This is a genomic window from Streptomyces sp. NPDC002809, assembly GCF_040295435.1.
GTDB lineage: Bacteria > Actinomycetota > Actinomycetes > Streptomycetales > Streptomycetaceae > Streptomyces.
Window position 1 is genome coordinate 35,536 of the sequence record NZ_JBEOVJ010000005.1, and the last position, 17,397, is coordinate 52,932.

Genomic DNA, 17,397 nt, shown 5'->3' on the forward strand with positions numbered 1-17,397 from the left:
CCCACTGCCGGACGGCCCTGCTGCGGAACGGCCGGGTGGCGGAGCCCCGGCCCCGGTCACTTACCCCGCAACGGCACCTCCCGCATCAGCCAGGCCACCAGGAAGATCACGGCCCCGAGCAGCGCCGCGCCCAGCAGCACCCCGTGCAGGCCCTCGGTGACCGCTGTCCTTACCGCGTCCCGGACCACGTCCGGCATGCCGCGTACCGCCTCGGGCGTCCAGGCCGTACCGCCCTCCGGCATTCCGGCCGCGTGGAGCCGGCTCGTGTACACGGCGCCGAGCACCGCGATGCCCAGTGAGCTGCCGATCGTACGGACGAGGGTGGCGGTTCCCGTCGCGGCGCCCATGTCGCGCGGCGTCGCGCTGTTGATGGTGACGAGCAGCGTGCTCTGCATCAGCAGGCCCATGCCCACGCCCAGGACGAGCGTCAGCGCGGAGGTCACCGCCGTGGGGGTGGTGGTGGTCGTCGTCAGCAGCGCGAGCGCGCCCGCGACCGTCAGTGCGCCGCCGAGGATGGGGTAGCGGCGGTAGCGGCCGCCGGCCGCGAGGAGCTTGCCGAGCAGGAGCTGTGCGCCGAACATCCCCGCCATCAGCGGAAGCAGCAGCATGCCGCTGGCCGTCGAGGACGCGCCTCGTACGAACTGCATGTACAGCGGCAGATAGGCGGACGCCCCGAGCATGGCGGCGCCCGTCAGGAACGTGAGCACCTGGGCGATCGTGAAGTTGCGGTCGGCGAACAGGCGGGGCGGGATGATCGGTTCGGCGGCGCGGCGCTCGACCCGGGCGAACCAGACAAGGGTGACGGCGCCCGTCACGCCGAGGCCGATGATCTGCGGTGACGACCAGGCGTACGTCGTACCGCCCCAGCTGCCCAGCAGGGTGAGCGCCAGGATCGCGGCGCAGAGCAGGCCGGCGCCCGCGTAGTCGATCTGCGCCTTCACCCGCTCGGTGCGCAGGTGCAGGCACAGCCCGATGATGAGAAGGGTGAGGGCGCCGATCGGGATGTTGACGTAGAAGACCCAGCGCCAGTTCAGCTGGTCGGTGAGGAAGCCGCCGAGCAGCGGCCCGCCGACCAGGGCGACGGGCATCATGCCCCCGATCATCGCCTGCGAACGTCCCGCCTGGGAGGGCGGCAGCATGACTCCGATGATGGAGAGCGCGCCGACCATGAGTCCGCCCGCTCCCAGTCCCTGCACGGCACGGAAGGCGATGAGCTGGCCCATGTCCTGGGCCAGTCCGGAGAGTACGGATCCGGCGAGGAACACCGTGACCGACCAGATGAAGCTGCCTTTGCGCCCGTACAGGTCGCCGAGCTTGCCCCAGATGGGGGTGGAGAGGGAGGCGGTGAGCAGGTAGGCCGTCACCACCCACGACAGGTGGTCGAGGCCGCCCAGGTCGCCGACGATCGTGGGCAGGGCGGTGCCGACGATCGTGCCGTCGAGCAGGCCGAGCATCAGGCCGAGGAGAAGGCCGAAGAGAACGAGTTTCGATGGGCCTCCGCCTTCCTCGGCTGGTGGCGGGGCGGCCTCCGGTTCCGGCCGGTCGTGCGTGTCCTTCGTGTCCTGGCTCATGGCTTTTCCCCGGTTCGGTGATGGTTCGTCAGGCCGCGTACGGGGCAACGGCCCTGGCGTCCCGCAGTGCGTGCGCCCACCAGGCGAGCTGGTCCAGCAGCGCCTTGGCCGCGGCGTCGACCTGGACGTCGTCGACGGTGCCGTCCGCGCCGAACCGGCCGTAGGCGTTGTGGAAGCTGACCGTGTTGCGGATGGTCGTGGCGTTCAGCTCGGCCATCACCACGCGGAGCTGTTCCACGGCGCGCAGGCCGCCGGAGAGGCCGCCGTAGGAGACGAAGGCGATCGGCTTGGCGTGCCACTGCTCGTTGTGCCAGTCGATGGCGTTCTTCAGGGACGCGGGAAAGCTGTGGTTGTACTCCGGCGTGACGAAGACGAACGCGTCGGCTGCCGCGAGGCGCGGAGACACCAGGGCGAGGGCCTCCTCGGTACCGGGTGCGGGCGGCTGACCGAACGCGGGGAAGACCGTGGGCAGCGGGGTCTCGGCGAAGTCGACGACATCCACGGTCATGTCGTCGCGCTGGGCCAGGTGCCCCTTCAGCCACTGGGTGACGACGGGTGCGAATCGGCCCTCGCGGGTGCTGCCGATGACGACGGCGACGCGGAGCTGCGGGCGGGTGCCGGGCATGGGATCCCCCTGGGATCGGTGAATGTGTACTGCGTATCTCGACGCGTACAACGTACACGCCAGTGTGTACAGCGTCTACTCAGAGATACGCTGTACGCTGACTGTCGACCATCCACCGCCCACCGCCCACCGCGAGGAGCCCGTCCGTGGCCGACCAGAAGAAGGACAGCGGCAAAGGCGGCAAGGCCGGCGGGGCGGGGCCCGACACCTCCCTCTGGCAGCGCCTGGAGCAGCCGGCGGCCGCGCCCCGTGCCTCGCTCACCCTGGAGCGGATCGGGGCCGTCGCCGTGGAGATCGCCGACGCGGACGGGTTCGCGGCCGTCACCATGCGCCGGCTCGCCACGGAACTCGGCGTCGCCCCCATGGCCGCCTACCGGCACGTCTCCGGCAAGGACGACCTGTGGGCGCTGATGGCCGAGCGGGTCGCCGCGGAGATGCGGATCCCCGACGAGGTGACCGAGTGGCGCGAGGTGCTGCGCGCCTTCGGCCTGCTGACCCGGGACACGATGCTGCGGCATCCGTGGGTGGGGCAGCTGCCCACCCACCTCTTCGTGCTCACGCCCGGCCGGCTGGCCATCGCCGAACGGCAGCTGGCGGCGCTCGACGGACTCGGACTCGACGAGGACGCGATGATGGTCGCGTTCCGCACCGTCAGCGCCTTCGCGCACGGCGCCGGACAGTCGGAAGTGGCCCTGAAGGAGTGGACGGAGTCTGCGGGCTGGTCGTCCGGCGACGAGACACGGCTCGGCCTGGCGCCGCAGATGATGTACCTGATGGAGACCGGCCGCTACCCCACGTACCGGCGCTACGGGCTGCGGGCGACCCGCAAGGACGACGCGACCTGGGCATTCGAGACGGGTCTCGACTGCGTGCTCGACGGGATCGCCGCCCGGTTCGGCATCTGACGCGGCACCCGGGAACGCCCCTCCGGCACCCGAGGGGGCGGACCCGGCGAACGGCGTCCACCAACCGGAGGCCCCAGCCCCGCGAACGGCCGCCGACGACCGGGGCCGCCGTCCCCGCGAACGACACCCGCCGCCCGGAACCCCATCCCGCGAGCAGCTTCCGACACCCGGGGCCCCTATCCCCTTATCCCCGCGAACGACATCCGGCACCTGGAGGCCGAGCACCGAGCACGGCATCGACGCCCTCCCCGTCGGCGTGCTCAGCATCACCCTGGACAGCTCCGGTGACCGCCGGGTAACTTTTACCCAAGGCTGAGCAAGCGCTTAGCCAAGCCGAGCGAAGCCGACCAGGGAGGCACCCCGTGCGCCGTACGGTATTCAACGAGGACCACGACGCGTTCCGGGAGACCATCCGGGCCTTCATCGCGGCCGAGGTCGTACCCGTGTACGACGACTGGTTCGCGGCCGGCCAGGCGCCGCGCGACTTCTACCTGAAGCTCGGTGAGCTGGGCGTCTTCGGCATCACGGTGGACGAGGAGTACGACGGCGCGGGCATCGACTCGCACAAGTACGAAGCGATCATCTACGAGGAGACCGCCCGCGCGGGCGTCTCCTTCGGCGGCTCCGGCGTGCACACGCTGCTGGGCCTCCCGTACATCAAGATGCTCGCCACCGACGAGCAGAAGAAGCGCTGGCTGCCGAAGTTCACCACCGGCGAGGAGATGTGGGCCCTCGCGATGACCGAGCCGGGCACCGGCTCCGACGTCGCGGGCATGAAGACCACCGCCAAGCTCTCCGAGGACGGCACGCACTACGTCCTCAACGGCTCCAAGACCTTCATCACCGGCGGCGTGCACGCCGACCGTGTGATCGTCTGCGCCCGCACCTCCGCCCCGCGCGAGGACGACCGCCGCTTCGGCATCTCCCTCTTCGCCGTCGACACCAAGTCCGCGGGCTACTCGATCGGCCGCAAGCTCGACAAGCTGGGTCTGCGCGTCTCCGACACGGCCGAGCTGGCGTTCGTCGACGTGAAGGTCCCGGTCGAGGACCTCCTCGGCGAGGAGAACAAGGGCTTCGGCTACCTCGGCACCAACCTGGCCTCCGAGCGCTGGGGCATCGCCTTCGGCGCGTACGCCCAGGCCGCGGCCGCCGTCCGGTTCGCCAAGGAGTACGTGCAGGACCGCACGGTCTTCGGCAAGACCGTCGCCTCGTTCCAGAACACCAAGTTCGAACTGGCCGCCTGCCAGGCCGAGGTGGACGCGGCCCAGGCCGTCGCCGACCGCGCGCTGGAGGCGCTGGACGCCGGTGAGCTGACCGCCGCCGAGGCCGCATCCGCGAAGCTGTTCTGCACCGAGGTCGCGCACCGCGTGATCGACCGCTGCCTCCAGCTGCACGGCGGCTACGGCTTCATGAACGAGTACCCGATCGCCCGCCTCTACGCGGACAACCGGGTCAACCGCATCTACGGCGGCACCAGCGAGGTCATGAAGTCGATCATCGCCAAGTCCATGGGTCTGTAGAGCGGCTACGTTCTCTCCATGAGCTCAGCACCAGACGCCGCCCTGCTCGATCTGCTCGATCTCCTCGACCTGGAGCAGATCGAGCAGGACATCTTCCGGGGCACCAGCCGTTCGGCGATCGTGCCCCGCGTCTTCGGTGGACAGGTCGCGGCCCAGGCGCTCGTCGCCGCGGGCCGGACCGTCCCCGCGGACCGGCCCGCCCACTCCCTGCACGCGTACTTCCTGCGGGCGGGGGACCCGGGCGCGCCGATCGTCTACAGCGTCGACCGCATCAGGGACGGCCGCTCCTTCACCACCCGCCGGGTCGTCGCCGTCCAGCACGGGCAGCCGATCTTCCACCTCTCGGCGTCCTTCCAGACGTACGAGGAGGGGCTGGAGCACCAGGCGGACATGCCGTCCGCGCCGGATCCCGAGACGCTGCCCACCGCGGCCGAGATGCTGCCGCGGTACGCGGACCGGTTCAGCAGCCCCGACGTCGTGGACCGGCTGGTCGAGGCACGGGCCGCGGTCGACCTGCGGTACGTGGACGCCCCGCCGTTCGGCACGGTCGGGGAGCCGCGCGAGCCCCGCTCGCAGGTGTGGTTCCGCACCAACGGCAAACTGGCGGACGACCCGTTGCTGCACGTCTGCATGGCGACGTACGTCTCCGACATGACGCTGCTCGACTCGGTGCTCCTCGCCCACGGGCGCGGCGGCTGGGCGGTCGGCGACGTGGTGGGGGCGAGCCTGGACCACGCGATGTGGTTCCACCGGCCCTTCCGGGCCGACGAATGGCTGCTGTACGACCAGGAGTCACCGTCCGCGTCGGGCGGGCGCGGTCTCGGCCAGGCCCGTATCCACACCCAGGACGGCCGGCTGGCGATCACCGTCATCCAGGAGGGCGTCGTCCGGGTCCCCCGGAAGGACTGAACGGGCCGCACCCCGTCGATTCGGACATACTCCCCACCATGAGTGACGCGAAAGCCGATGGGGCTGATGGCGGGGGGTCCGGTGCCGGGTCAGGTGCGGCGAACGGCGGCGAGTCCACGTTCACCGTCATCGTCGCGGCGGTCGCCAACCTCGGCATCGCCGTGGCGAAGGCCGTCGCGGGACTGATCAGCGGATCGAGCGCGATGCTCTCCGAGGCGGCCCACTCGGTCGCCGACACCGTCACCGAGGTGCTGCTGCTCACCGCGCTCAAGCGCAGCGAGAAGCCCGCCGACGAGGAACACCCGCTGGGCTACGGCCCCGAGCGGTACATCTGGGCGATGCTCGCCTCCGTCGCCACGTTCGTCGGCGGCGCCGTCTTCTCGATCTACGACGGCATCCACACCCTGGTCGCGGGCGAGGATCTCGGCGACCCCCTCGTCTCGTACATCGTGCTCGCCGTGGCCTTCCTGCTGGAGGGCTACTCGCTGCGCACCGGGCTTCGGCAGGTGCGCCGGGAGGCCGTCCGGCTGAACACCCCCGCCACGCGCTACTTCCGGCTCACCCCGGACACCGCGGTCAAGGCCGTCGTGATGGAGGACTCCGCTGCGCTGGCGGGTCTGCTGCTGGCCGCGGGCGGGCTGCTCGGGGGTCAGCTGTCGGGCTCCGGCGTCTGGGACGGTGTCGCGTCGATCCTGATCGGTGCGCTGCTCGTGTACGTGGCCTGGGTGCTCGGCCGGTCCAACGCCCAGCTGCTGATCGGACGGCCGATTCCGCAGTCGATGCGGGCGGGGGTGCGCGAGGAGCTGCTCTCGGTGCCGCACATCATCGACGTACTGGAACTGACCACGCTCATCCAGGGGCCGACCGAGATCCTGATCGCCGCGAAGGTCGACTTCCGCGACGTGGCCAGTGCCGAGCAGGTCGAATGGGCCTGCGAGGAGGCGGAGCAGCAGCTGCGGGAGCGGTATCCGTCGATCCGGCGGGTGTACCTGGACCCGACGCCGGGTCTGGAGCAGCGGCGCCGGGCCCGGGCCGCCGGATCTCCCCCGGCGGCCGGGGTCTGAGAGGCTTTCGGGTGACCCGGGTCCGCCCGGTCGCGGGTCACCCGACAGCCTCCGTGCCGGCCGCCTCCTGCTCAGAGCAGCCCCGCCGCGTCCAGCAGGTAGTCCGTCATCGGGTCGTAGAACCGCGGGTCCAGCACGTGGTCGTCCAGCGGGACGGCCACCTGGAGGGTGCCCTCGGACTCCCCCAGGAACAGGGCCGGGTCGTTGCAGTCCGCGTAGCCGATGGCGTCCAGTCCGCGCTGCGCCGCGCACCCGGCCCAGCCGTGGTCGGCGACGACCAGGTCGGGCATGGGGCGCCCCTCCCGCTCCAGACCGTCCAGGATGGCGGCCATGGGGGCCGGGGAGTGGGTGTGCCAGAGGGTCGCGCCCCGCTCCTGCACGGCGACGTCGGCGAACTGGAAGACCATGCCCTCGTCGGCCATCAGTCCGGACGGGATCCGCATGATCTCGCAGCCGGCCGCCCGCAGCGCCGCCGCCGTCTGCCGGTGCACGTCCAGGAGCCCGCCCGGGTGCCCGGTGGCGAAGAGCACCCGCTCCGTCCCGTCGGCCGCCTTCCGCAGCCGGGCCGCGGCCCGGTCCAGGGCGGCGACGGTGAGCTCGGGGTCGATGGTGTCCTGGCCGAACCGGTGCTCCGGGTCGTCGCTGACGCCGCATCTCTCGGCCATGACCGCCAGGACGTCCTGCTCGTCGCGCCACCGGTCGCCGAGCTCGAGCCCCAGCCAGAAGTGACGGTCGCCGTTGGCGAGCTTGCGGTAGTGGGAGAGGTTGTTGTCGCGCGGGGTCGCGACGTCTCCCGCTATGCGCGTACGGACGAGGTGGTCGACGAGGGCGGCGCGGCTGGGTATCGGCATGAACCCATTGTGCCGTGGGATGTGCGCAGCGTGCCGGGCGTATTGAGGGGTGGGTGGCCTGCCGGCCGGAGGGCCGCCCGGGCTGGTGGGCGGTCTGTCGCCCGGGCCGCTCAGGCCGGCCTGTGCTCCCCCGCCGCGGCGAAGGCGCCCCGCGCCAGCCGGTGCAGCAGCGCCGCCGTGTCCGTGCGGTCGGGCAGCGCGCCGGGGCGGCCCAGGTGCGGGGTGGAGTTCAGCAGGCCGAAGACGGCGTGGACGGTGGCGCGGGCCTCGTGCTCGGGGAGCGCCGGGTAGAGGTCGCGGACGACGGTCACCCACACCTCGACGTACTCGCGCTGCAGCCTGCGCACCCGCTTGCGGTCGGTGTCCCGCAGGCGGTCCAGCTCACGGTCGTGCAGGGTGATCAGGGGGCGGTCGTCGAGGGCGAAGTCGATGTGGCCCTCGATGAGCGCGTCCAGCAGTGCCTCGGGCGACCCGTCGCCGGAGGCCGCGTCCTCGGAGACCCGGAGCTCGCCGCCGGCCAGCAGCCGCTCGCTGATGCCGACGAGCAGCTCGGCGAGCATCGCGTCCTTGCCGGGGAAGTGCCGGTAGAGGCCGGGGCCGCTGATGCCGACGGCGGCGCCTATCTCGTCGACGCCGACGCCGTGGAAGCCGCGCTCGGCAAAGAGGCGGGCGGCCTCCTTGAGGATCTGCTCGCGGCGGGTGGGGGCCGCGACGCGGGCGGCGGCATGGGTGCTCATGAGCAACCATTCTAGACAGAGGCGTTAGCGGTCGTTAACCTGATGGTGTTAACGACCATTAACCACTGCGGTACGGGCAAGGGGGCTCGACAGGATGCAGCAGGCACCGGTGCTGGCGAGCGCGGCCGATCCCGCCTCGGAGGCCTGGCAGGCCAACGAGGCGGCGCATCACGCGCTCACCGACGAGCTGCGCAAGCGGCTCGCCACGGCCAGGCTCGGCGGGGGTGAGAAGGCCCGCGCCCGGCATGTGGCACGCGGCAAGCTGCTGCCCAGGGAGCGGGTGGACACCCTGCTCGATGCGGGCTCGCCCTTCCTGGAGCTGGCCCCGCTGGCGGCCGAGGGGCTCTACGGGGGCGCAGCACCGGCCGCCGGGGTCATCGCGGGAATCGGCCGGGTCAGCGGCCGGGAGTGCGTGATCGTCGCCAATGACGCGACCGTCAAGGGCGGCACGTACTACCCGATGACCGTGAAGAAGCACCTGCGGGCCCAGGAGGTGGCGCTGGAGAACCGGCTGCCCTGTCTGTACCTGGTGGACTCGGGCGGCGCCTTCCTGCCGATGCAGGACGAGGTGTTCCCGGACCGGGAGCACTTCGGGCGGATCTTCTACAACCAGGCCCGGATGTCCGGGGCCGGGATTCCGCAGATCGCTGCGGTGCTGGGGTCCTGCACGGCCGGCGGGGCGTACGTGCCCGCGATGAGCGACGAGGCCGTGATCGTCCGCAACCAGGGCACGATCTTCCTGGGCGGGCCGCCGCTCGTGAAGGCCGCGACCGGCGAGGTCGTGACCGCCGAGGAGCTGGGCGGCGGCGAGGTCCACTCCCGCACGTCGGGCGTCACCGACCATCTCGCGGAGGACGACGCGCACGCGCTGCGCATCGTGCGCAACATCGTGGCCACCCTGCCGGACCGGGGCGCGCTGCCGTGGTCCGTGCAGCAGGTCGACGAGCCGAAGGTGGACCCCGCCGGTCTGTACGGGGCCGTGCCCGTCGACTCGCGCACCCCGTACGACGTGCGCGAGGTGATCGCCCGGGTCGTCGACGGCTCGCGCTTCGCCGAGTTCAAGGCGGAGTACGGGACGACGCTGATCACCGGTTTCGCACACATCCACGGCCACCCGGTCGGCATCGTCGCGAACAACGGCATCCTGTTCTCCGAGTCCGCCCAGAAGGGCGCGCACTTCATCGAGCTGTGCGACCAGCGGGGCATCCCGCTCGTCTTCCTCCAGAACATCTCCGGCTTCATGGTCGGCCGCGACTACGAGGCGGGCGGCATCGCCAAGCACGGCGCCAAGATGGTCACCGCCGTCGCCTGCACCCGTGTGCCGAAGCTGACCGTGGTCGTCGGCGGTTCCTACGGCGCGGGCAACTACTCCATGTGCGGCCGGGCCTACAGCCCCCGCTTCCTGTGGATGTGGCCCAACGCGAAGATCTCCGTCATGGGCGGCGAACAGGCCGCGTCCGTCCTCGCCACGGTCAAGCGCGACCAGCTGGGCGACGACTGGAGCGCCGAGGACGAGGAGTCCTTCAAGGCCCCGATCCGCGAGCAGTACGAGACCCAGGGCAACGCGTACTACGCCACCGCCCGGCTCTGGGACGACGGCGTGATCGACCCGCTGGAGACCCGGCAGGTACTGGGGCTCGCCCTGACCGCGTGCGCCAACGCCCCGTTGGGCGACGCCGGCTTCGGCGTCTTCCGGATGTGAGGAAGAGATGACGATGTTCGACACGGTTCTCGTCGCCAACCGCGGCGAGATCGCGGTCCGGGTCATCCGGACCCTGCGCGAGCTCGGGGTGCGCTCCGTCGCCGTCTTCAGCGACGCGGACGCGGACGCCCGGCACGTACGCGAGGCCAATACGGCGGTACGGATCGGCCCCGCCCCGGCGGCAGAGAGCTACCTCTCGGCGGACCGGCTGCTGGAGGCCGCCCGCCGCACGGGCGCGCAGGCCGTCCACCCCGGCTACGGCTTCCTCGCCGAGAACGCGGGCTTCGCACGGGCGTGCGCGGACGCCGGGCTGGTCTTCATCGGGCCGCCCGCCGCCGCCATCTCCCTGATGGGCGACAAGATCCGGGCCAAGGAGACGGTCGCCACGGCCGGTGTCCCGGTGGTGCCCGGCTCCACGGGCAGCGAGCTGACCGACGGCCAACTGGCCGAAGCGGCCCATGAGATCGGCATGCCGGTCCTGCTGAAGCCTTCCGCGGGCGGCGGCGGCAAGGGCATGCGCCTGGTCCGCGACGCGGCACTGCTCCCGGACGAGATCGCCGCCGCCCGGCGCGAGGCGCGCGCCTCCTTCGGCGACGACACCCTGCTCGTGGAGCGGTGGATCGACCGGCCGCGCCACATCGAGATCCAGGTGCTGGCGGACGGGCACGGCAACGTGGTGCACCTCGGCGAGCGTGAATGCTCGCTCCAGCGCCGCCACCAGAAGATCATCGAGGAGGCGCCCTCGGTCCTGCTCGACGAGAGGACCCGGGCGGCGATGGGTGAGGCGGCCGTGCAGGCCGCCCGCTCCTGCGGCTATGTCGGCGCGGGCACGGTGGAGTTCATCGTCCCGGGCAACGACCCGGCCTCGTACTACTTCATGGAGATGAACACCCGCCTCCAGGTCGAACACCCGGTGACCGAGCTGATCACCGGCCTCGACCTGGTGGAGTGGCAGCTACGGGTCGCGGCGGGCGAGCAACTCCCGTACGCGCAGCAGGACATCACGCTCAGCGGGCATGCGGTCGAGGCCCGGATCTGCGCCGAGGACCCGGCCCGCGGCTTTCTGCCCTCGGGCGGCGCCGTGCTGGCCCTGCACGAGCCGCAGGGCGGCGGCGTGCGGACGGACTCGGGGCTCGCCGAGGGCGGCGAGGTCGGCAGCCTGTACGACCCGATGCTGTCCAAGGTGATCGCGTACGGCCCCGACCGGGCGACGGCGTTGCGCCGGCTGCGGGCGGCGCTCGCGGACACGGTGGTCCTCGGCGTCCCCACCAACGCGGGCTTCCTGCGCCGGCTGCTCGGCCACCCGGCCGTGGTGGCGGGCGACCTGGACACCGGGCTGGTGGAGCGCGAGGTGGACGCGCTGGTCCCGGACGGGGTCCCGGAGGAGGTCTACGCGGCCGCGGCACTGCTGCGGCAGCACTCCCCCGCCGGTGCCCGGAAGGCCGGCGCCTGGACCGACCCCTTCTCTGCCGGTGACGGCTGGCGGCTCGGCGGCACCCCGGCACGTACGGTGCGGCACTTCCGGATCCCCGGCCACGACCCGGTCCAGGTCGGCCTGCGGCCGTGCGGCGCGGGCGTGGAGCTGACGTTCGGCCACGTCGGCGAGGGCGCCCGGCCACCGGCCCCCGCCTCGGGCGCCTGCGGACCGCTGGGCCCGCTGCCGGGCGGCGCGGAGACCGCCAGGACCCTGTCCGCCGACGGGGGCCGGATCACCCTCGAACTCGGCGGAGTCACGCACGCGTTCGCGTATGCCGCCTCCCCGGAGGGCCACTGGCTCGGCCGGGACGGCGACACCTGGCACGTGCGGGACCACGACCCGGTGGAGGCGTCACTGTCCGGCGCCGCCCGCTCCGGGGCGGACACGCTCGCCGCGCCCATGCCCGGCACCGTCACCGTGGTGAAGGTGGCCGTCGGGGACGAGGTCGTGGCCGGGCAGAGCCTGCTCGTCGTGGAGGCGATGAAGATGGAGCACGTCATCTCCGCCCCGCACGCCGGCACCGTGACCGAGCTCGACGTCACCGCCGGGACAACGGTGGCCATGGACCAGGTACTGGCCGTGGTCGTGCCGGCGTCCGCCACCGGGGAGGAAGCATGACGACCACCGACCGCCCCCTGCCCATGACCGTGGCCGCACCGGACCTGCCCGCCCGGGTCCGCATCCACGAGGTCGGGGCACGCGACGGGCTGCAGAACGAGAAGACGGTCGTGCCGACCGAGGTGAAGGCGGAGTTCATCCGCCGGCTCGCGGTCGCCGGCCTGACCACGATCGAGGCGACGAGCTTCGTCCACCCCAAGTGGGTACCCCAACTGGCCGACGCGGAACAGCTGTTCCCGATGCTCGGTGACATGGGGGACGTGGCGCTCCCGGTCCTGGTGCCGAACGAGCGGGGCCTGGACCGGGCCCTGTCTCTCGGGGCCCGCCGGATCGCCGTCTTCGGCTCCGCGACGGAGACCTTCGCCGCGCGCAACCTCAACCGCACGATCGACGAGTCGCTCGCCATGTTCGAGCCCGTCGTGGCCCGCGCCAAGGCGGACAAGGTGCATGTGCGCGGCTATCTGTCGATGTGCTTCGGCGACCCGTGGGAGGGCCCGGTCCCCGTCCATCAGGTCGTCCGGGTCGCGAAGGCGCTGATGGACCTCGGCTGCGACGAGCTCTCGCTCGGCGACACGATCGGCGTCGCAACGCCCGGCCACGTACAGAACCTGCTGTCCCAGCTGAACGAGGAAGGCGTACACACCGACACGATCGGGGTGCACTTCCACGACACGTACGGACAGGCGCTGTCCAACACCCTCGCCGCGCTCCAGCACGGTGTGTCCACCGTGGACGCCTCCGCGGGCGGCCTCGGCGGCTGCCCGTACGCGAAGAGCGCGACCGGGAATCTCGCCACCGAGGATCTCGTGTGGATGCTCGACGGCCTCGGCATCGAGACCGGGGTCGACCTCGACGAGCTCACCGCCACGAGCGTGTGGCTCGCCGGACACCTGGGCCGGCCGAGCCCGTCCCGTACAGTCCGCGCACTCGCGGCGCAGTGAACACCTTGAACACCCCACAAGGAGTGACCGCCCCCATGTCCCTGGACCACCGGCTGACCGCCGAGCACGAGGAACTGCGACGCACTGTCGAGGAGTTCGCCCACGACATGGTCGCGCCGAAGATCGGCGACTTCTACGAACGCCATGAGTTCCCGTACGAGATCGTGCGCGAGATGGGGCGGATGGGCCTGTTCGGGCTGCCGTTCCCTGAGGAGTACGGCGGGATGGGCGGCGACTACCTCGCCCTCGGCATCGCCCTGGAGGAGCTGGCCCGGGTCGACTCGTCGGTGGCGATCACCCTGGAGGCCGGGGTCTCGCTCGGTGCGATGCCGGTGTTCCGCTTCGGCACGGAGGAGCAGAAGCGGCAGTGGCTGCCGAAGCTCTGCTCCGGCGAGGCGCTCGGCGCGTTCGGCCTGACGGAGCCGGACGGCGGTTCGGACGCGGGCGGCACCCGGACGACGGCCGTGCGCGACGAGGCGACGGGCGAGTGGGTGATCAACGGCTCCAAGTGCTTCATCACCAACTCCGGTACGGACATCACCGAGTTGGTGACGGTGACGGCGGTGACCGGCCGCAAGGAGAACGGCGCACCTCTCATCTCCTCGATCATCGTCCCGTCCGGCACCCCCGGCTTCACGGTCGCCGCCCCGTACTCCAAGGTCGGCTGGAACGCCTCGGACACCCGGGAGCTGTCCTTCTCCGACGTCCGCGTCCCGCTGGGGAACCTGCTGGGCGAGGAGGGCCGGGGCTACGCGCAGTTCCTGCGGATCCTGGACGAGGGCCGGATCGCCATCTCGGCGCTCTCCACGGGCCTGGCGCAGGGCTGCGTGGACGAGTCGGTGAAGTACGCCGCCGAGCGGCACGCGTTCGGGAAGCCGATCGGCTCCAACCAGGCGATCCAGTTCAAGATCGCGGACATGGAGATGCGGGCCCACATGGCCCGGATCGGCTGGCGCGACGCGGCATCGCGGCTGCTGGCGGGCGAGCCGTTCAAGAAGGAGGCCGCGATCGCCAAGCTGTACTCCTCGACCGTGGCGGTGGACAACGCCCGCGAGGCGACCCAGATCCACGGCGGCTACGGCTTCATGAACGAGTACCCGGTCGCACGGATGTGGCGCGACTCCAAGATCCTGGAGATCGGCGAGGGCACGAGCGAGGTGCAGCGGATGCTGATCGCGAGGGAGCTGGGGCTGCCGGCCTGACACCGGGGAGGGTGCGGCGGGGGGGGGCGGGTCCCGGTGCCGGGCCGCCCCCACCCGTAGTCGCGACCACCGGGCCAGGCCCTCGTGCCGCTGCTTCCACAGTGCGGCGATCGGCCACAGTTGCCGATGCTCCTATGCCGTACCGGACCACAGGAACGCCGACCGGCTCTGCCAGGAGAGACCGGTGGGCCGCGACAACGTGACCATCGGCCCGCCGAACGAGTCAACAACGCCGACCATGTCATGGGCTCGGCAGAAGACGGCCATCCCGATCGGCGAAGTCGGCGCCGACCGTTGAGACATCACCACGCCGCAGCGTCGTGAGCCGCGAGTACGGCACCGAGTGCGACGGTCGCATCGAAGAGGGCCCGGGACCGAGCCGTGATGCTCGCGTCCCGGGCCGCCAGCGCGGCCCGGACGTCTTCCGGCCGGTGCCCCTGGCGCAGGACCGGCATGAGGGTCCGGAGGTGTTCGATGCGATACCCGGCGCCGCGCAGCTGATGGACGATCCGGGCGTCCCTGACCTGGGCCGGTGAGTAGCGTCGGGTGCCGCGTGGCGGGGCCCGGTCGGGCACGACGAGCCCCTCGGCGTCCCAGTGCCGCAGGGTCGAGGGGCGCACACCGAGCGCGACGGCGAGTGCGGAGACGCTCATCGCGTCCGAGGGGCGTATGTCTTCGACGGGCTCTGCGGAGATCCACTCGGCCGCCTCCTGGGAGAGCGCGAGGTCCGTACGTTCCCGGTCGAGCCGGGCGTGTGCCGCATCGAGGCGGGCGAGCACCTCCGGTACCGGACGCTGATGGGCGGCCCGCAGCAGGCTCTTGGCCTCGACCGGTCCCGTCCCTGCCGCGAGGGCCCGATAGGCGAGCGCGGAACGCAGGTGGACCTCGCGGTAGACCCGGTAGCCGGCGGCGGTACGCGGCACAGCCGGCAGCACGCCGTCGCGTTCGAGATTGCGCACCTGCTGAACCGAGCACCCGGCGCGCCGCGCGACGTCGACGGTGCGCATGCGCATTGCCGACGATTCGAGAGTGGGCACCCGTCCTCCCTGGCTGATCGGCTCGAAGTCTCCACAAGCACCTTAATGAAACGCTTGAGCACATGACCATCGACCAGATCATCGCTTTCATGCAGGACCTCGACGGAGTCCTGGTCCTCAGCCCGGAACCCGGCGACGGTTCGCCCGAGATCAGCTGGGGGGACACCTTCTTCTCGTACTCCCCCGACGTCGCCGCACCGACAACGGCTCAGCCGTTCGCAACGATCGTGACGAAGAACTACCCGGGCGACGAGAGCTCGCGCCTGGACCGCCCGGACACGTTCCGCGTCAGCATCGCCGCCGGCAGGGAGGCCTTCATCGAACGGACCGGCCACGCGCCGAACGAACCGGCCCTCGACGACGCCTCCGGCACCACCGATGCTGTGAGGGCGCACCCCGTCCACGGCACCGCCGGGTGGCTCGCGGTGGTGAATCCGGGACCGCGGACGGAGGGGGCCACCTACGAGCTGCTCCGCGGCGCGTACGACCTCGCGCGGGCGCGTCATGAGCGACGTACCGGGTGACGGCCTGGCGCCCTCACCCGCACGACGGCGGACAGTAGCCGGGCAGGAGCCCTGATGACAGTAGAGATCGTGTACGAGACACACTCCACCACCACGGACAACGAGGCCGGTTTCGCCACCGGCTGGCTGCCGGGGGAACTCTCGGACCTGGGCCGCCGTCAGGCCCGTGAACTGGGCGAGCGCCGGCCGGGCGACGGCTTCGCGGCCGTGTTCACCTCCGATCTGCGCCGGGCCGTCCAGACGGCACGAACCGCGTACCCAGGCGGCCGGCTCCCGATCCACCAGGACATCCGACTGCGCGAGTGCGACTACGGCGACCTCAACGGAACCCCCCGCGCCCACATCGCCGCCCGCCGTCTCCAGCACATCGACGTCCCGTTCCCCGGCGGCCAGAGTTACCGCCAGGTCGTCGCGGCCACCCATGCCTTCCTCCACGACCTGGCCACCGGCCGGGACGGCAGCAGAATCCTGGTGATCGCCCACTCGGCCAACCAATGGGCGCTGGAACACCTCCTCACGGGCACGCCGTTGGAGGACCTGCTCCAGTCACCACCGGCCTGGCGTCCGGGCCGGCGGTACGAGCTGCCCGGCGACTGGCCCGCCGCAACCGGGTGACCTCGGCCTGCCGCACCCGCTGCCAGGCAATCCGTTCGACAGCAGCCGGCCGCCCCCGGCAGAGTTCCTTCATGAAACCGCAGCACTGGCCCCCGTACGGGCTCCGCATCCGAACCCCTCGGCTGGAACTCCGCCTTCCGGACCTGGAGTTGCTGGACGACCTGGCCTCCGTCGCCGCCGACGGGGTGCACGCCCCGGATGTCATGCCCTTCACCGTCCCCTGGACCGACTGCCCGCCCGCCGAGCGCGGGCGGGCCGTGTTCCAGCACGTGCTCAGCACCGTCGCCAACTGGTCGGTGCGGGACTGGTCGTTGAGTCTCGCGGTGCTGCACGAGGGCCGCGTGGTCGGGCGGCAGGACGTGACGGCCAGGGACTTCGCGGTGACCGGTCAGGTGAGCACCGGCTCCTGGCTGGGGCTCGCGCACCAGGGCCGCGGCATCGGCACCGAGATGCGGGCCGCGGCCCTCCATCTGGCGTTCGCCGGTCTCGGCGCCGTTGCGGCGGTCTCGGCCGCGATGACGGACAACCCGCGCTCACTGGGCGTCTCGCGACGGCTCGGCTACCTCCCCGACGGGCTGGAGGTCGCCGCGCTGCGGGGCGACCGGGTCACGCTGCAGCGGCTGCGGCTGGAGCGGGCGCGCTGGGAGGAGCACCGCACGGCCGAGGTCACGGTCGACGGGCTGGACGACTGCCGGGAGATGTTCGGATGAGCCTGCTGGTGCACACGTACATACGCGGCCGCAGCGGCACCGACCACTTCCTGGAGGATCCCGAACACGGCCTCACCCTCGCCGGGTTCGAGAGCAGCCGGACCGAGCTGTGGGGATCGCAGCCGGTACGTGGCCTCGGGGCACGGTTCCTCCCGCAGCTGGCCACCACCGACCTGACCGTGGAACCGGAGGACGTCCCGGCCTTCCTCGCCGAGTGCGAGATGTTGCGCGGGCACATCGCGGCGCTCGCCGCACACAGCGGCCATGCCGACGACTACGTGGCGGCCCGGCTGGCCAATATCACCGCGGCTGCCGTGCGCGCCCTGGACGTGGGCGGTGGCGTCATCGTCTGGTGAGCGGGGGCCGGGGCTCGGGGGCGTCCACAGGTT

The 17,397-nt window shown here is 71.8% G+C and carries 17 protein-coding genes; 12 read left to right on the forward strand and 5 right to left on the reverse strand.

Features of this window, described 5'->3' with window-relative positions; genetic code table 11:
* Positions 1-56: 56 nt before the first annotated feature.
* Positions 57-1,571, reverse strand: a complete 1,515-nt coding sequence (locus ABT025_RS04830) for an MDR family MFS transporter (RefSeq protein ID WP_350989896.1) — start codon at positions 1,569-1,571, stop codon at positions 57-59.
* A 28-nt stretch (positions 1,572-1,599) separates the two neighbouring features.
* Positions 1,600-2,196, reverse strand: a complete 597-nt coding sequence (locus tag ABT025_RS04835) for an NADPH-dependent FMN reductase (protein WP_350989898.1) — start codon at positions 2,194-2,196, stop codon at positions 1,600-1,602.
* A gap of 146 nt (positions 2,197-2,342) precedes the next feature.
* On the opposite strand from ABT025_RS04835, the gene ABT025_RS04840 reads away from it, so the two are divergent.
* The 4 genes from ABT025_RS04840 to ABT025_RS04855 all read left to right on the forward strand — a co-directional run bounded on the left by ABT025_RS04840 (position 2,343) and on the right by ABT025_RS04855 (position 6,594).
* Positions 2,343-3,101: a TetR/AcrR family transcriptional regulator gene (locus tag ABT025_RS04840; protein ID WP_350989900.1), complete on the forward strand. Its 759-nt coding sequence runs from the start codon at positions 2,343-2,345 to the stop codon at positions 3,099-3,101.
* 362 nt (positions 3,102-3,463) lie between these two features.
* Entirely contained in the window at positions 3,464-4,621 is a 1,158-nt protein-coding gene (locus ABT025_RS04845) for an acyl-CoA dehydrogenase family protein (RefSeq protein WP_350989902.1), read from the forward strand.
* 18 nt (positions 4,622-4,639) lie between these two features.
* A complete protein-coding gene (locus ABT025_RS04850; RefSeq protein ID WP_350989904.1) occupies positions 4,640-5,530 on the forward strand; it encodes an acyl-CoA thioesterase in 891 nt (296 codons plus the stop codon).
* A 38-nt stretch (positions 5,531-5,568) separates the two neighbouring features.
* Complete coding sequence (locus ABT025_RS04855; RefSeq protein ID WP_350989906.1) at positions 5,569-6,594, forward strand: cation diffusion facilitator family transporter; 1,026 nt, start codon at positions 5,569-5,571, stop codon at positions 6,592-6,594.
* Between the two features lie 71 nt (positions 6,595-6,665).
* On the opposite strand, the gene ABT025_RS04860 is transcribed toward ABT025_RS04855, so the two are convergent.
* Together ABT025_RS04860 and ABT025_RS04865 are read right to left on the reverse strand one after the other, a co-directional pair.
* The gene (locus tag ABT025_RS04860; RefSeq protein WP_350989908.1) at positions 6,666-7,445 is read right to left on the reverse strand and encodes a phosphatase; all 780 of its coding nucleotides are present in this window, start codon (positions 7,443-7,445) and stop codon (positions 6,666-6,668) included.
* Between the two features lie 110 nt (positions 7,446-7,555).
* Positions 7,556-8,182, reverse strand: coding sequence for an SACE_7040 family transcriptional regulator (locus ABT025_RS04865; RefSeq protein WP_350989910.1), 627 nt, complete (start codon positions 8,180-8,182; stop codon positions 7,556-7,558).
* Positions 8,183-8,276: 94 nt separating this feature from the next.
* Here ABT025_RS04865 and ABT025_RS04870 point away from each other — a divergent pair, with 94 nt between their 5' ends.
* The 4 genes from ABT025_RS04870 to ABT025_RS04885 are packed head-to-tail and all read left to right on the forward strand — an operon-like array spanning position 8,277 to position 14,122.
* Entirely contained in the window at positions 8,277-9,884 is a 1,608-nt protein-coding gene (locus ABT025_RS04870) for a carboxyl transferase domain-containing protein (RefSeq protein ID WP_350989912.1), read from the forward strand.
* A 13-nt stretch (positions 9,885-9,897) separates the two neighbouring features.
* On the forward strand, positions 9,898-11,979 hold the full coding sequence (locus tag ABT025_RS04875; RefSeq protein WP_350990194.1) for an ATP-binding protein: 2,082 nt from the start codon (positions 9,898-9,900) through the stop codon (positions 11,977-11,979).
* The gene (locus ABT025_RS04880; protein WP_350989914.1) at positions 11,976-12,920 is read left to right on the forward strand and encodes a hydroxymethylglutaryl-CoA lyase; all 945 of its coding nucleotides are present in this window, start codon (positions 11,976-11,978) and stop codon (positions 12,918-12,920) included. Before ABT025_RS04875 ends, ABT025_RS04880 begins: the two co-directional genes overlap by 4 nt.
* Positions 12,921-12,955: 35 nt before the next feature.
* The gene (locus ABT025_RS04885) at positions 12,956-14,122 is read left to right on the forward strand and encodes an acyl-CoA dehydrogenase family protein (RefSeq protein WP_350989916.1); all 1,167 of its coding nucleotides are present in this window, start codon (positions 12,956-12,958) and stop codon (positions 14,120-14,122) included.
* A gap of 302 nt (positions 14,123-14,424) precedes the next feature.
* Here ABT025_RS04885 and ABT025_RS04890 read toward each other — a convergent pair whose 3' ends face one another.
* Complete coding sequence (locus tag ABT025_RS04890; RefSeq protein WP_350989918.1) at positions 14,425-15,159, reverse strand: MerR family transcriptional regulator; 735 nt, start codon at positions 15,157-15,159, stop codon at positions 14,425-14,427.
* A 62-nt stretch (positions 15,160-15,221) separates the two neighbouring features.
* On the opposite strand from ABT025_RS04890, the gene ABT025_RS04895 reads away from it, so the two are divergent.
* The 4 genes from ABT025_RS04895 to ABT025_RS04910 all read left to right on the forward strand — a co-directional run bounded on the left by ABT025_RS04895 (position 15,222) and on the right by ABT025_RS04910 (position 17,364).
* On the forward strand, positions 15,222-15,683 hold the full coding sequence (locus tag ABT025_RS04895; RefSeq protein ID WP_350989920.1) for a DUF6194 family protein: 462 nt from the start codon (positions 15,222-15,224) through the stop codon (positions 15,681-15,683).
* A gap of 54 nt (positions 15,684-15,737) precedes the next feature.
* Positions 15,738-16,298 carry a histidine phosphatase family protein gene (locus tag ABT025_RS04900; protein WP_350989922.1) on the forward strand — a complete coding sequence of 187 codons (561 nt, stop codon included), beginning with the start codon at positions 15,738-15,740 and terminating at the stop codon, positions 16,296-16,298.
* A 71-nt stretch (positions 16,299-16,369) separates the two neighbouring features.
* Entirely contained in the window at positions 16,370-17,008 is a 639-nt protein-coding gene (locus ABT025_RS04905) for a GNAT family N-acetyltransferase (protein WP_350989924.1), read from the forward strand.
* A complete protein-coding gene (locus ABT025_RS04910; protein WP_350989926.1) occupies positions 17,005-17,364 on the forward strand; it encodes a hypothetical protein in 360 nt (119 codons plus the stop codon). Before ABT025_RS04905 ends, ABT025_RS04910 begins: the two co-directional genes overlap by 4 nt.
* Positions 17,365-17,397 lie beyond the last annotated feature (33 nt).